A 14,405-nucleotide genomic window follows, 5' to 3' on the forward strand; every position below is an offset into this window, starting at 1 on the left:
CTTTAATCTTTAATCTCTTTAAAAAGCTCATAAGCTTTTTTTCTGGCTTCCTCCAGGACCGTAATTCCTTTTTCTGTTGCAGTGTAATATTTTCGGATTCGGCCATCTACATTTTTCTTCTCCTGATGGAGCAGCCCGTCTGACTCCATTGAATGCAGGATAGGATACAATGTTCCGGAACTGATGCTATATCCATGCTCTTTCAGCTCTTCCACCATCCAAGCGCCGAATACAGGGTGCTCCTTTGCATGGTGAAGAATATGGATTTGAATAAACCCCAGGAACAGCTTGCGCAATATTTTATCTTCCAAGCAAATGCCTCCCTTATTAATTTCGAAAATCGATATCGGAATTCGATAATTGGATGATACCAAAATAAACATGATAAGAAAAGGGGGAATTATTAATTTACAAAACTTTAACATTGACATAAAAAAGAACGCTCTTCCAAGCGTTCCATATTAACTATTCTGTTCATTTCTTAAAATTTCATAAGCATGATCACCGGCTGCTGCCGTTAAACTTTCCCACAGCTGATCGCGCAGTAAATCGAGTTCAATAATTCTTCTTGCCAAATCTATTGTATTTTTTGTTTCCATAAAGGCCCCCTGGTTAATAACGGCTTCGATTGCTGTGTTTTTTAAATATAACCTCAAGTTCTGTTAGGGTCAGCTTTTGCAGAGCCGGTTCAGAATGCTGATATTCGCTTCCTGATTTGACCAGCAGATCGATTAGATATTGCCGTTTTTTTTCAATGGCTTTCCGTAAATATTGCATTTTCTATCTCCTCTTTTCTTTAATGTTTTTGTTTATTCTAAAAGAAATTCAGCTCTTATTCAGTTATTATGTTAAGTTTTCTTACATTGTTTTTGCTGCTTTGTAAGATTTTCTGACAGGAATAATGAAAAAATTTGAAAGATTAGTATAATGAAAGAAATTGGTTAGATTGAGGTGACATGATTGGAAAGAGAAACATCCTATAAAACCAGAAAAGTCATTTCGATTGGGACGGTCAGCGAACTGACAGGACTTAGCGAACGCCAGATTCGATACTACGAAGAGAGGAAATTGATTTTCCCTGAAAGATCAGAACGCGGGAGCAGGAAATATTCTTTTCTCGATGTAGAGACTCTCATCGACATAGCCAACAAAAGGGAGGAGGGAGTCCGAACGGAGGAAATCCGCTCGGAATTAAAAAGGAAAAAGAAAAAAGACGATCAGGCATCACGTTCAAAAATGATTCAGGGTCAGCTAAATGCTCAGTTTGGAATACGGAAGAAATAATGGGAAAGTGATTATTCTGTAAGGGATAATCGCTTTTTTTATTCAATTTCTATACTGCCTTATAAAATAATGCAGACTAGGTTTACGAAACATTTTTATATAAATTTTAGACAAAAGGTCTTTCATTCGTTTATCATTTCCGTTAAGATGTAACCCTATATAAGAGGGTTTTTAAATTTTTGATTAATAAAGCAGGTGAAAGAATGGGGAAAGAATTCCCTCCAACAATAGAAGTAATTGAGATATGTTTGCTTGCGGGGAAAATCATGCTTCAGGGCGGTGCAGAAACGTATCGGGTAGAGGACACAATGACCAGGATTGCAGCCTCCCTGGGTATTCCGCATTCACATAGCTATGTGACGCCAACTGGAATTATATTTTCAACGGATGGAACTGAACCGGCAAAGCTGATTCGGATTTCAGAACGGTCAACGGATTTGTACAAAGTGACATTAGTGAACGGAGTTTCACGCAAGATCAGCAGCGGTGAACTGGATGGACAGGAAGCCCTGGCAAGGCTGAAGGAAATTGAAAGTGCCGACTATACTTTCCCTGTTTATCAGCAGATTCTTGCAGCCTCCATTGCAAGCGGCTGCTTTTTAATTATGTTCCTTGGAAGCTGGACAGATTTTATTCCAGCCATGATTGCAGGCGGGCTGGGGTTTGTTTCTTTTATATACGTACATAGGGTGGTCCACATAAAATTTTTCTCTGAATTTATTGCTTCATTATTAATTGGCCTTATCGCCTATTTCTTTGTGTACACGGGAGCGGGAACAGAACTTGATAAGATTATCATTGGTTCAGTAATGCCGCTCGTTCCGGGCCTGCTGATAACAAATGCAGTAAGGGACTTAATGGCCGGGCACCTTGTTTCTGGTCTGTCAAAAGGGGCTGAAGCCTTTTTGACGGCATTTGCCATTGGAGCTGGGATTGCTCTTGTATTCACTTTCTAAATGCATGAGCGGAGGAATATGCGTATGTTTATGTTGACACATATGATGACAAGCTTTATTGCTTCAGCAGGGTTCGGAGTGCTTTTCAATGCCCCGAAAAAATCGCTGCTGAAATGCGGGTTTGTCGGGATGGTTGGCTGGTTTGTTTATATTTTGCTTGTCAATTGGCAGTACGATGCTGTCATTTCGTCACTAATCGCAGCTTTTACCATTGCTGTAATCAGCCAGATTTTTGCCAAAATGTATAAAACACCTATCATTATTTTCAGTGTTGCCGGCATCATTCCACTGGTCCCAGGAGGGATTGCTTATGATGCAATGCGGAATTTTGTTGAAAATGATTATAATACGGCAATTCAGCTGGCCGCGAAGGCGTTCATGATATCCGGGGCAATCGCAGTCGGGCTTGTCATTTCAGAGGTAATCAATCAAATGATCCGCAAAGTTCAGTTTAAATCAAGAATCTAAATTGCAGGGAAGAATTATTACATCAGCCTTGTTTAGGAATTAAGCCGTAATATCTCCTCTAAATTATCAGACTCGTTCCAGAAATAAATAGGGACGGGTTTTTCTTGTAATAAATTCCTGGTGAATTTATAATCCTATTATGTTTGATTTTTTCAGAAAAAGGAGAATATGATGATCCGACGGTTTTTTAGCTACTATAAGCCACATAAGCGCCTATTCATTCTTGATTTTAGTTCGGCGGTATTCGTGGCAATTCTTGAATTGGGCTTTCCGCTTGCGGTTCAGTGGTTTATCGACAGCCTGCTTCCAAGCGGGAATTGGTCCATGATTGTATCCGTAAGTGCCGGCCTGCTTGCTCTTTATTTGACCAGCACACTACTGCAGTTTGTTGTTAACTATTGGGGACACAAGCTGGGCATCAACATCGAAACAGATATGCGGCAGCAGCTTTTTCAGCACGTTCAAAGGCAGTCTTTCCGCTTCTTCGATAATACCAAAACAGGGCACATTATGAGCCGGGTGACAAATGATCTTATGGATATCGGAGAGCTCGCCCATCACGGCCCGGAGGATTTGTTTATTGCGGTCATGACGTTTGTGGGTGCATTCTGGATCATGCTGACGATCAATGTAAAGCTCGCCCTTGTAACGATATTTGTTCTCCCGTTTCTTGTATGGCTGATTACATTCTGCAATATTAAAATGAACAAAGCATGGAAAAGGATGTACGGTGAAATTGCCGATGTGAACGCCCAGGTTGAGGATAGTGTATCTGGAGTACGTGTAGTTCAGTCTTTTACAAATGAAGCCTATGAGATTAAAAGATTTAGAGAAAACAATGGCAGATTCCGTCTTGCCAAGCTTGCAGCATATAAGATTATGAGCTTCAGTGCTTCCGGAGTCTATATGTTGACCAGATTAGTTACGCTGATTGTTCTTGTATACGGCTCCTGGCTGAGCTTCAATGGGCAGCTATCATATGGAGAATTGGTCGGATTTGTGCTCTATGTGAATGTACTCTTAAAACCGATTGATAAAATTAGCGCCCTTATGGAACTGTACCCAAAAGGAATGGCTGGTTTCAAACGCTTTTTGGAAATCATTGATACTGAGCCGGAGATAGAGGATGCAAAAGATGCCATTGAGGTTGAATCCTTAAGGGGTGATATCCGCTTTCAAGATGTAGCATTTAGTTATGACAAGCATAAATCTGTGCTTGAGGGGATTCACCTTCAAATAAAAGCAGGTGAAACAGTTGCTTTTGTTGGACCTTCAGGTGCCGGAAAGACAACGATTTGCTCTTTGATTCCACGCTTTTATGATGTAAATAGCGGAAGCATTAAGATCGATGGCATGGATATCAAGGATATGACGAAAAAATCACTGAGATCGCAAATCGGCATTGTCCAGCAGGATGTTTTCCTGTTTACCGGTACCCTGAAAGAAAATATAGCTTACGGAATGCTTGGGGCAACAGATGAGCAAATTGCTGAAGCTGCTAAAAAAGCTCACCTGCAGGATTTCATTGCATCTCTTCCGGATGGCTGCGAAACACAAATTGGGGAACGGGGATTAAAGCTGTCCGGTGGACAAAAACAGCGAATTGCCATTGCGAGAATGTTCCTGAAAAATCCGCCAATTCTGATTCTGGATGAAGCAACTTCGGCATTGGATACAGAAACCGAACAGATTATTCAAACGGCGTTGAATGAGCTTGCCGTAAACCGCACCACACTTGTGATTGCTCACAGGCTCGCAACCATTCGCAATGCAGACAGGGTGGTGGTTGTCACAGAAGACGGCATTGCCGAAGAAGGTACACATGATGAGTTAATAGAACAGGGCGGGATCTTCGCAGGTCTCCATAATGTGCAATTCCAAAGATAAAGCAGAATCCGTAATGGATTCTGCTTTTTTGTCTAAATGGTGACCTCTGCAAAATACTGTTTCATCAAACAAACCTGGAAAAGATATTAGAAACTGGCAAACAAGCATTCATTTTTACAAACAATGCCGGGAAATCTGCAAACAATTCATGAGAGCCAATAAATAAAAGCATAATTTTCAGAACAGTCAAAAAGAACTATCGATTTAGTCAAAAATATGGAAGTTTTTAACTAGAACAGGACTTATGTGGTATAGACAACTATACTCTATCTCTATTAATCTTACAGTATGTAAACCCTTTCAAACATAAAGGAGGTTATTGGCTGATGAAAGTTCATAAAATTAAAGGAGGCAGTATGAAAAATAAAACCAAGCTTGTTGTGCTATCTGCAGCACTTAGCACATCACTCTTTATTCCGGCAGCATATCCGGCATCTGCGCAGGGCGCGGAAGGAGTTAAGCCAACGATGGAAATGAAGAATCATAAAGATGTGAAACACAAAATTCATCCAATTTTTTCGTGGGATCGCCCTGGGCCGATTTCTCCTATTCTTCATCCAGGTTCAGCGGCGGGAGCTGGAATGGTTCAGCAGCCGCTCAATGAAATCGATCCATTAATGGAAGAGATGATTTCAGAGGGAGTCATGCCGGGTGCTGTTACATTTGTCGCAAGACGGGGCCATATTGTCAAACATGATGCATACGGATATTCCTACCGCTATACGGATGATAAATTCACTGAAGCGCAGAATCCGATTGAAATGACGGAAGATACTATCTTTGATCTGGCTTCAATCAGTAAAATTTTTACAACGACTGCTGCGATGATATTGTATGATGAAGGCCGCTTTCAACTGGATGATCCTGTTGCGAAATATATCCCCGAGTTTGCGGAAAACGGCAAGGAAAATGTAACGATTCGCCAGCTGATGACACATACTTCAGGATTTACTGCATGGATTCCTTTATATTCACAAGGGAGCAGCAGAGACGATCGCATGCAAATCGTTTTTAAACATCCATTAGCCAATGAACCAGGCGAAGCGTATACATACAGCGATTTAAATATGATTACGCTCGGAGCAATAATCGAACGCTTGTCAGGACAAAGTCTGGATGAGTTTGTGAAAAAACGCATAACCAACCCCCTCGGTATGAAGGATACGATGTATAATCCTCCTGAATCTTTAAAACAGCGGATTGCAGCCACGGAATACCAGCCTGCTATCGGCAGGGGTCTTGTCTGGGGGGAAGTTCATGATGAAAATGCCTGGTCCCTTGATGGTGTTGCCGGACATGCAGGTGTCTTTTCCACTGCATCCGATCTTGCTAAACTTGCCCATATGTATGTGAATGACGGGCGTTATGGCGGCAAGCGGATTTTAAAGGAAGAGACGGTGAAAATGCTGATTCAAAACCAGATTCCTCAATTTCCTGGTGATGATCATGGCCTTGGCTGGGAGCTTGGTCAGGGATGGTTCATGGATGCCTTATCAGAGGGAACTTCACTTGGGCATACAGGGTACACTGGAACATCCATTGTAATAAACCGGAATAATGGCACGATTGCGATTCTCTTAACAAATCGGGTCCATCCATCCAGAAATACAGTTACAACAAATATTGCAAGGCGGACATTTGCAAGACAGGTAGCAGATTCCATTCCTGTTGCAATCCCTGGAAAAGGAGATGCCTGGTTCTCAGGATATGGGGATAAAATTCAGCATAATTTAACGGCTAAAGTGGATCTCAATGAAGAAGCAGTCCTGTCGTTTGATACCTGGTACAGAACTGAAACCAATGCGGATATGGCCTTTGTTGAGGTATCAGAGGATGGCATCAATTGGACACAGGCTGCCCAGCCATTAACAGGCAGCAGCATTGATTGGAAGAAGGAAAAACTAACGATTCCTGCAGGAACCTCTCACATTCGATTCCGATACCAGACAGACAGTACAGTAAACGGCAGAGGCTGGTATGTTGATAATGTAAAACTCATATTTTCAGATGGCCAAAAAGTGACGCCTTCCTTCTCAGGAAACGGGTGGAAAAAAAGAAATTACTAGCATTCGATTTTTTAGTGAAAAGTAAGCTTAAGTGCATATGAAATTAATGCAGTAAGGACGGTGGAAGAAATGGTTAAAGCCCGCAAAGTAATGTTCATTTCCCTTCTCGCAATTACACTTGCCGTTTCACAGTTATGGATCGCAGGAACATTGAAAAAAGCATCAGCAGAAAGTGCAGCAAAGGATTTAATCATCCTGCAGAATGTGCCTGAGGCCAGTACAGAGATTGGTGGAGATACTTTTCGATTAAAGGCTCTTCATGTATTTAAGGAAGGACATTTCGTTGGAGTTTCAGATGATGTGAAATGGAAATCTTCCAATAAAAATGTTGCAGCAGTTGATCAGTCGGGGAATATCACCTTAATGGGGAAACCCGGAAAAACCTTCATCAGTGTAACGGATGGAGTATATAAGGACCGTATTGCACTTCAAATAAAACCTGACGGCAAAAAGGGCAGCAAAGGCAAGCCAGCTTTTAAAGTGAAAATCATTAAGGAGCATGGGAAACAGTATGATCTCATTAGCCGGGCAGTGAAAAACATGTCCATTGAAGAGAAGGTCGGCCAGATGCTGATGCCGGATTTCCGCACCTGGAAGGGAAAAAATGTCACTGAAATGCTGCCAGAAATTGAGAAGCTGGTGAAAGATTATCATCTTGGCGGAGTTATATTATTCCGTGAAAATGTAGTGACAACAGAACAGACAGCCACACTGGTTTCAGACTATCAGAAAGCTGCCGATAAATTCGGCTTATTGATGACGATTGACCAGGAAGGCGGAATTGTTACACGTCTTCAATCAGGAACGGACATGCCTGGCAATATGGCATTAGGGGCTGCACGTTCTGAAGAAATTTCCCGCAAGGTCGGCAAGGCGATTGGAGAGGAGCTTGCATCACTCGGCATTAATATGAACTTTGCACCTGTCATGGATGTAAATAATAATCCCGACAATCCGGTAATTGGCGTTCGTTCATTTGGTGAGGACCCGCAGCTTGTCGCTGACATGGGTGTTGCTTATACACAAGGATTGCAATCAGCAGGTGTTGCCGCAACTGCAAAGCATTTTCCCGGACATGGAGATACAGCAGTGGACTCACATCTTGGATTGCCTGAAGTACCACATGACAAAGATCGCCTAAAAGAAGTTGAACTTTATCCTTTCCAAAAGGGAATGGAAGCAGGGATTGATGCCATCATGACAGCACATGTTACCTTCCCTAAGATTGATGATACAAAAGCAATCTCGAAAAAAACGGGTGAAGAAATTGCAGTTCCGGCCACTCTTTCCCATAAAGTGCTGACTGAACTTATGAGAGAAGAAATGGGCTATGATGGTGTTATTACAACAGACGCAATGAATATGAATGCCATCGCAGAACATTTTGGACCAGTTGACGCGGCTATTAGAGCAGTTAAAGCTGGAACAGATATTGTCCTAATGCCTGTTGGACTTCAAGAAGTTGCAGAAGGGCTATTGAAAGCGGTGGAGAATGGAGAAATTTCAGAAAAACGCATTGATTCATCAGTTGAACGAATCTTAACACTGAAAATAAAGCGGGGAATTATTAAAGAAGAGACACCACAGCCGATTGATGAAAAAATTGCAAACGCACTTGAGATTGTTGGATCAGAAGAACATAAACAAATAGAAAAAGAAGCAGCTGAACGTTCAGTCACACTGGTAAAGAATGATAAAGATGTACTGCCGCTGCAATTATCTTCTGAAGATCATATTGTCGTTGTCGGCAATACGTATATTGCAGACTTAAAAAACGCAATCAGCAAGTTTCATGCAAACACAACGGTCATCCAGACCTCAAGCTATGCATTAACGGAAGAGCAGAAGCAGCTAATCAGGAATGCCAGTGCTGTAATTGTTGGCTCCTATACGTTTAATGTATCAGGCCGCTCACCTGACAGCGCGCAGATGAAAATGGTTAATTCCATCGTCGCTGAGTCAGAAGCCCCGGTTATTGCGGTTGGCATCCGTAACCCATATGACATCATGGCCTATCCGGAGGTTGATGCATACATTGCACAATACGGATTCAGAGCTGCGAGCTTTGATGCATCTGCAGGTGTTGTTTTTGGCCAGGTTAATCCTTCAGGTAAATTGCCTGTAACAATTCCGGGTACAGATGGCAGTGTTTTATATGAATTTGGCCATGGATTGAGCTATTAGGCACACTGTTATTTTTGAAAAGGAAAGGGTACGGGCAGCAGCCCCGGGGTTTTGCCCGTACCTCTTTCTTAACCAAGGAGGGAAAATATAATGAAGAAATGGCTCATGGCATTTTTGACAATGATTCTCGTACTCTCTTCTTTAACTGTTGTGCTTGCAGATAACGGCAATGGAAAAGGAAAAGGCAAGAAAAAGAAATTCGAGCTTGGTGTTGAAGTTCTTTTAGATGATAAAAAGGATCTCATAGAAGGAAAAAGAGTTGGTTTAATTACAAACCCTACTGGGGTCGACCAGAATTTAAACAGTATTGTCGATATTCTGCACAAAGATCCTGACGTGGAATTAACAGCTTTATATGGTCCGGAGCATGGAGTCCGCGGAAGTGCACAGGCAGGAGAATACGTTGAGTATTATATAGATGAAAAGACAGGGCTTCCTGTTTACAGTTTATATGGAAAAACCAAGAAGCCTACACCTGAAATGCTGGAGAATATCGACGTGCTCCTGTTTGATATCCAGGATGTTGGAACACGTTTTTACACGTATATTTACACAATGGCATATGCGATGGAAGCAGCAAAAGAAAACAATATCCCTTTCATCGTGCTGGACAGGCCAAATCCTCAAGGTGGAACAAAGGTTGAAGGGCCAGTGCTTGATATGAAGTATTCCTCATTTGTGGGGAATTACCCGATCCCGCTCCGGCATGGGATGACTGTAGGTGAGCTGGCTGAATTATTCAATGAAGAGTTCGAAATTGGTGCAGATTTGACTGTTGTCAAAATGAATGGCTGGAAGCGCAATATGTATTACGATGACACCAGCCTTCCGTTTGTCATGCCGTCTCCTAATATGCCAACGCTGGATACAGCTTTAGTATATCCGGGAGCTGCTTTGATTGAAGGGACGAATGTTTCTGAGGGACGTGGAACAACGAAGCCGTTTGAATTAATTGGTGCTCCATTTATCAATGCCGATGACCTGGCTGGACGTTTGAACAGTCTTAATCTTCCGGGGGTAACCTTTAGAGCTGCTTCGTTTACACCAAGCTTCTCTAAGCATGCAGGGCAGCTTTCCCATGGGATTCAAATTCATGTTACTCATCGCGATGCGTTCAAGCCTGTCGAGACAGGACTTCACATCGTGAAGGCGATCCATGATATGTATCCGGAAGACTTCGAATTCCGTGCAGAGAACAGTGCTGGAATTTCATTTTTTGACAACCTGATGGGCAATGGCTGGGTCCGTGAAGCCATTGAGGAAGGGAAGACAGTTGAAGAAATTTCCTCCAAATGGCAGACCGAATTAAAACTATTCAAAAAGACACGTGAAGAATATTTACTCTATTAAACTGGCAGGAAAGAACTTGGCGGCAAAATGCCCCAGGTTCTTTTTTTAATTATTAGGCGGGCCGGCATAATACTGATGGCGTCTGGTACTGAATGATAAAGCCTGTTCATAATATGTAATAATCCATGCAGAAAGAGGTGTATAACAATGTTGGGGTTTTTACAAAAGATTGGCAAGTCTTTAATGCTGCCGATTGCAGTCATGCCTGCAGCTGCACTTTTGTTAAGGTTGGGACAGGATGACCTATTAGGCATTCCGTTTATATCAGCAGCCGGGAATGCGGTCTTTGGACATTTGGCACTTTTGTTTGCCATAGGGATTGCCATCGGTTTTTCTAAGGATGGCAGCGGGGCAGCTGCCCTTGCCGGCGCAGTGGGGTATTTTGTTCTGACTGAAGGTGCCGCAGCAATAAACGAAACGGTCAATATGGGTGTTTTTGGTGGAATCATTTCCGGTATTATTGCAGGGCTATTATACAATAAATATCATGATATTAAGCTGCCGGAATGGCTTGGTTTCTTTGGAGGAAAACGGTTTGTGCCGATTATCACATCACTTGTTATGATTGTCATTGCATTTTTGTTCGGGTATGTGTGGCCGCCGGTCCAGGCAGGCATTAATGGTGTGGGCGATTGGATTATTGGTGCAGGTGCTGCAGGTGTTGGAGTCTTCGGATTCTTGAACCGATTATTAATTCCTGTTGGGCTCCACCATATTTTGAACACGCTTGTCTGGTTTGAGTTTGGTGAGTTTACCAATGCAGCCGGGGATGTCATTAAAGGGGACTTATGGCGCTTCCTTGCTAAAGATCCATCAGCAGGAATTTTCATGACAGGGTTCTTCCCGATCATGATGTTTGGACTGCCGGGTGCTGCTTTTGCCATGGTTGCCACTGCTAGAAAGGAAAGAAGGAAAGCGGTTGCCGGGGCGATGGCAGGTCTAGCATTTACTTCCTTTCTGACCGGTATTACAGAGCCGATTGAATTCTTATTTATGTTTTTATCACCAGTTTTATATTTAATTCATGCTCTTTTAACAGGTCTGGCTATGTCCATCTCCTATGCCCTGGATATTCATCATGGTTTCGGGTTCTCTGCAGGCGCCCTGGATTACATCCTAAACTTCGGCATTGCCCAGAAGCCAGTGCTGCTTGCGGGAATAGGTCTCCTTTATGGTCTTCTGTATTTTGTGGTTTTCTATTTCCTGATCAAGAAACTGGATTTAAAAACGCCGGGAAGGGAAGATGAAATTGAAGGTGAATTCCAAGATAATTATGCTGTTAAAGGCAATTATGCCGAAGCAGCAAATGCCTATTTGATGGCTTTGGGCGGTATAGAAAATCTCGAAGAAATTGATAACTGCGTGACCCGTCTTCGTTTAAAGGTGAAAGATATAGCGCTGGTTGATGAAGGGCATTTAAAACAGATTGGGGCAAAAGGAGTAATAAAGCTCAGCAAAACCAGTCTGCAGGTAATAGTTGGAACGGATGTAGAGTTCCTTTCAAATGAAATGAAGAAGAAACTATAAAATTTGTAATCTGGCTCTGTTGAAGGGCCGGATTTTTTATTCTCGTATGGTGGTGACTGGACAAGAGCCAATTTTTGCTGGCTCGGGATGTTTGTTTAAGCATGTCCATATTTGGAACATACGATAACAGCGTAAGGGTACCCTTATTAATTGAATAAAAAGGGGGGATATCACTATGGTAGGACCATTAACGGGGTTAATTGTGTTTGCTTTAGCATTCTTATTGCTTTTAGCAAGCATTTTCGCACCGAGATTGACAGGGAAAATTAGAGATGCAATTTGTCGGCTTTTAGAATGTCAAGCTCCTTGCGCATAATAATATAAAAGAATTTGAGTCCGTTTGAAACCCTGGTGAACGTCCAGGGTTTTTTAAATTGGTGTCCCTCAATTTCTGCTTTTACTGTATGTTTGTCCATTCCACTTATTGAGATTATACATAGTATAGGATAGAAACTAAGAAAGGCGGTCTGATTATGGTTGATAATAATGAAGGGAAAGGTGCATTAGAGGATTCGGAAAATCTGGAAAAGCTAGCTGCTAAACTGCTGAAAGACCAGACTATAGATTTTACTTCATTATTCAGTTTGGCCAGTAAAATAATTCAAGATGATTCTATAATGAATCTGTCAGAAGGTTTAAGAGAGATGCAAGAGGATGATGCAGTAAGTGAAGAGAATATCGAACTTGAAGATATAGAAGCATTAAGGAAACAAATGGCATCAATGAAAGCTGACCTGATTTTTATGAAAAGAGAGATAAGTGAATTAAAGGAACAAAATGCATCGCTAATAGGCATTTATATGAGGTTAATAAAAGCTGCAAATCAAGACTTTAAAAAAGGTGTCGGGCTTATTGCAGAAATAAGCAAGTTATTAAAATAAGGACTTAAAGCATTGCTTTGACGAGTAATGCTTTTTTAATATTTTATTTTATTTCCAATTCGGACTATTAGTCTATTAGCTGGAGCTAAAAAAATCGTAAAAGTATTGTTTGTTATCTTAAATAGTATTAATTAAAAAATTTCGCATTCCGATAAAAAAGTATTGTGCAATGAAGGAAAATCATTGATAATCTTTTAAAGATAGAGTGATACTCATCTATACATTTTTCTGATGAGGGGGAGTACATTGAAAATTCGTGTATCCGCTGTGCAGTATCATCTGCACACCATTCGTTCATTTGAAGAGTTTGCCATGCAATGTGAGCATTACATTAAAACTGCCCAGGAGTTCGGAACGGAGTTTGTCTTATTTCCTGAATTTTTTACCACACAGCTTTTGTCCATTGGAAGTGAGCAGGGAACAAGTCTGACGATTAACGAACTGCCTGGTTTCACCGATCAGTATAAAACGCTATTTTCCAATTTTGCTAAAGATACAAAAATGCATATTATCGGCGGTACACACGTTATTAACAAAGATGGCCGTCTTTATAATGTCGCTCATTTATTTTATCCGGATGGCCGGGTTGAAGAACAGGCAAAACTGCATATCACTCCTACTGAAGTCCATGAGTGGAATATGTCGCCTGGCGAAGGCCTCCGTGTATTTAATACAGATAAAGGCAGAATAGCCATCCTGACATGCTATGACATTGAGTTTCCGGAAATCGTCCGTATGGCTAAAGCAAAAGGAGCAGATGTTATTTTCTGTCCTTCCTGCACGGATGACCGGCATGGTTTCCACCGTGTCCGTTATACAAGCCATGCTAGAGCTATTGAGAATCAGGTTTATGTTGTGGTCACAGGAACAATTGGTTCCCTGCCTACTGTCGACTTTATGCGTGCCAATTTCGGCCAGGCAGCTGTCATTACACCAAATGATATTCCATTTCCGCCAAAGGGGATTATGGTGGAAGGCGAGTTGAATGACGATATGATTGTGACTGCCGATCTTGACCTTAGCCTTTTATATGAAGTCCGCGAACGAGGCTCTGTTACGACTTGGCGCGACCGCAGAACAGATCTGTATGTAGACTGGGAAAAAGAAAATATCGAAGGCTGAAATATGTCATATAGAAGCGAATTTTATGTGTTTGACGGGGATAAGCCGGTTCCGGCTGTAATCAGGAATTATAGTAAAGCGGATTTTGATCAGTTAATTGACATTCAGGCAGAATGCTTTCCGCCCCCTTTTCCTTCAGATTTATGGTGGAATAAGGAGCAATTGACTAACCATGTGGAGCTCTTTCCGGATGGTGCACTTTGCATCGAAGTTGAAGGAGTATTAGCAGGGTCTTTAACCGGGCTGATTGTTGATTTTGACCCTTCACACCCGGAGCATACATGGGAAGAAATAACAGACAGCGGCTATATTCGCAATCATAGTCCTCAAGGCAACACATTATATATTGTTGATATAAGTGTCCGCCCCAAGTTCCGAAAACTTGGGCTGGGCAAATTAATGATGCAGGCTATGTATCAGGTTGTCATAAACTTAGGTCTCGATCGCTTGCTTGGTGGGGGGCGGATGCCAGGCTACCATAAATTTGCCCATGAATTGTCTGCCCAGGAATATCTTCAGCAATTGATCAATGGGAAAAAGAAAGATCCGGTTATCACTTTTTTGCTGAGGTGCGGCCGAACTCCGCTCACTGTTGCAGAAAATTATTTAGAAGATGAAGAGTCACTTAATTACGGTGCCTTAATGGAGTGGAAGAATCCATTTAAAGTATAAGCGGCAAA

At 41.9% G+C, this 14,405-nt stretch carries 14 protein-coding genes; 11 read left to right on the forward strand and 3 right to left on the reverse strand.

The features are described from left to right. Positions 1–2: 2 nt before the first annotated feature. The 3 genes from JI665_RS20520 to fbpA form a co-directional block, all read right to left on the reverse strand. The gene (locus tag JI665_RS20520) at positions 3–311 is read right to left on the reverse strand and encodes a PadR family transcriptional regulator (protein ID WP_206843332.1); all 309 of its coding nucleotides are present in this window, start codon (positions 309–311) and stop codon (positions 3–5) included. 150 nt (positions 312–461) lie between these two features. After that, on the reverse strand, positions 462–599 hold the full coding sequence (locus tag JI665_RS20525) for a hypothetical protein (RefSeq protein WP_166672445.1): 138 nt from the start codon (positions 597–599) through the stop codon (positions 462–464). A gap of 13 nt (positions 600–612) precedes the next feature. Then, the gene (gene fbpA, locus JI665_RS20530) at positions 613–777 is read right to left on the reverse strand and encodes a Fur-regulated basic protein FbpA (protein ID WP_206843343.1); all 165 of its coding nucleotides are present in this window, start codon (positions 775–777) and stop codon (positions 613–615) included. A gap of 183 nt (positions 778–960) precedes the next feature. On the opposite strand from fbpA, the gene JI665_RS20535 reads away from it, so the two are divergent. The 11 genes from JI665_RS20535 to JI665_RS20585 all read left to right on the forward strand — a co-directional run bounded on the left by JI665_RS20535 (position 961) and on the right by JI665_RS20585 (position 14,397). Then, complete coding sequence (locus tag JI665_RS20535; protein WP_206843345.1) at positions 961–1,284, forward strand: MerR family transcriptional regulator; 324 nt, start codon at positions 961–963, stop codon at positions 1,282–1,284. Between the two features lie 203 nt (positions 1,285–1,487). Then, on the forward strand, positions 1,488–2,240 hold the full coding sequence (locus tag JI665_RS20540; RefSeq protein WP_206843347.1) for a threonine/serine exporter family protein: 753 nt from the start codon (positions 1,488–1,490) through the stop codon (positions 2,238–2,240). Between the two features lie 24 nt (positions 2,241–2,264). Next, positions 2,265–2,708 (forward strand): threonine/serine exporter family protein, encoded by a 444-nt coding sequence (locus tag JI665_RS20545; RefSeq protein ID WP_206843349.1) that lies wholly within the window; start codon positions 2,265–2,267, stop codon positions 2,706–2,708. A gap of 171 nt (positions 2,709–2,879) precedes the next feature. Further along, positions 2,880–4,595: an ABC transporter ATP-binding protein gene (locus tag JI665_RS20550; RefSeq protein ID WP_206843351.1), complete on the forward strand. Its 1,716-nt coding sequence runs from the start codon at positions 2,880–2,882 to the stop codon at positions 4,593–4,595. A 326-nt stretch (positions 4,596–4,921) separates the two neighbouring features. Further along, positions 4,922–6,661 (forward strand): serine hydrolase domain-containing protein, encoded by a 1,740-nt coding sequence (locus tag JI665_RS20555; RefSeq protein WP_206843353.1) that lies wholly within the window; start codon positions 4,922–4,924, stop codon positions 6,659–6,661. 69 nt (positions 6,662–6,730) lie between these two features. After that, positions 6,731–8,845 carry a glycoside hydrolase family 3 N-terminal domain-containing protein gene (locus tag JI665_RS20560; RefSeq protein ID WP_206843957.1) on the forward strand — a complete coding sequence of 705 codons (2,115 nt, stop codon included), beginning with the start codon at positions 6,731–6,733 and terminating at the stop codon, positions 8,843–8,845. A gap of 90 nt (positions 8,846–8,935) precedes the next feature. Next, positions 8,936–10,195, forward strand: coding sequence for an exo-beta-N-acetylmuramidase NamZ family protein (locus tag JI665_RS20565; protein ID WP_206843355.1), 1,260 nt, complete (start codon positions 8,936–8,938; stop codon positions 10,193–10,195). 147 nt (positions 10,196–10,342) lie between these two features. Next, a complete protein-coding gene (gene nagE / locus JI665_RS20570; RefSeq protein WP_206843361.1) occupies positions 10,343–11,722 on the forward strand; it encodes an N-acetylglucosamine-specific PTS transporter subunit IIBC in 1,380 nt (459 codons plus the stop codon). Between the two features lie 473 nt (positions 11,723–12,195). Next, the gene (locus JI665_RS20575; RefSeq protein ID WP_206843363.1) at positions 12,196–12,603 is read left to right on the forward strand and encodes a hypothetical protein; all 408 of its coding nucleotides are present in this window, start codon (positions 12,196–12,198) and stop codon (positions 12,601–12,603) included. A gap of 246 nt (positions 12,604–12,849) precedes the next feature. Then, positions 12,850–13,725 carry a carbon-nitrogen hydrolase family protein gene (locus JI665_RS20580; protein ID WP_206843365.1) on the forward strand — a complete coding sequence of 292 codons (876 nt, stop codon included), beginning with the start codon at positions 12,850–12,852 and terminating at the stop codon, positions 13,723–13,725. Positions 13,726–13,728: 3 nt separating this feature from the next. Continuing rightward, on the forward strand, positions 13,729–14,397 hold the full coding sequence (locus JI665_RS20585) for a GNAT family N-acetyltransferase (protein ID WP_206843367.1): 669 nt from the start codon (positions 13,729–13,731) through the stop codon (positions 14,395–14,397). Positions 14,398–14,405 lie beyond the last annotated feature (8 nt).

Source organism: Bacillus sp. NTK034 (assembly GCF_017303275.1).
Taxonomy (GTDB): Bacteria; Bacillota; Bacilli; order Bacillales; family Cytobacillaceae; genus Cytobacillus.

Excerpts from the sequence above, each read along its gene's own strand:
- JI665_RS20525 (WP_166672445.1), bottom strand. The coding sequence starts at position 599 with ATGGAAACAAAAAATACAATAGATTTGGCAAGAAGAATTATTGAACTC.
- JI665_RS20550 (WP_206843351.1), top strand. The coding sequence starts at position 2,880 with ATGATCCGACGGTTTTTTAGCTACTATAAGCCACATAAGCGCCTATTC.
- JI665_RS20555 (WP_206843353.1), top strand. The coding sequence starts at position 4,922 with ATGAAAGTTCATAAAATTAAAGGAGGCAGTATGAAAAATAAAACCAAG.
- JI665_RS20585 (WP_206843367.1), top strand. The coding sequence starts at position 13,729 with ATGTCATATAGAAGCGAATTTTATGTGTTTGACGGGGATAAGCCGGTT.
- fbpA (WP_206843343.1), bottom strand. The coding sequence starts at position 777 with ATGCAATATTTACGGAAAGCCATTGAAAAAAAACGGCAATATCTAATC.
- JI665_RS20565 (WP_206843355.1), top strand. The coding sequence starts at position 8,936 with ATGAAGAAATGGCTCATGGCATTTTTGACAATGATTCTCGTACTCTCT.
- JI665_RS20575 (WP_206843363.1), top strand. The coding sequence starts at position 12,196 with ATGGTTGATAATAATGAAGGGAAAGGTGCATTAGAGGATTCGGAAAAT.
- JI665_RS20540 (WP_206843347.1), top strand. The coding sequence starts at position 1,488 with ATGGGGAAAGAATTCCCTCCAACAATAGAAGTAATTGAGATATGTTTG.
- JI665_RS20560 (WP_206843957.1), top strand. The coding sequence starts at position 6,731 with ATGGTTAAAGCCCGCAAAGTAATGTTCATTTCCCTTCTCGCAATTACA.
- nagE (WP_206843361.1), top strand. The coding sequence starts at position 10,343 with ATGTTGGGGTTTTTACAAAAGATTGGCAAGTCTTTAATGCTGCCGATT.
- JI665_RS20545 (WP_206843349.1), top strand. The coding sequence starts at position 2,265 with ATGTTTATGTTGACACATATGATGACAAGCTTTATTGCTTCAGCAGGG.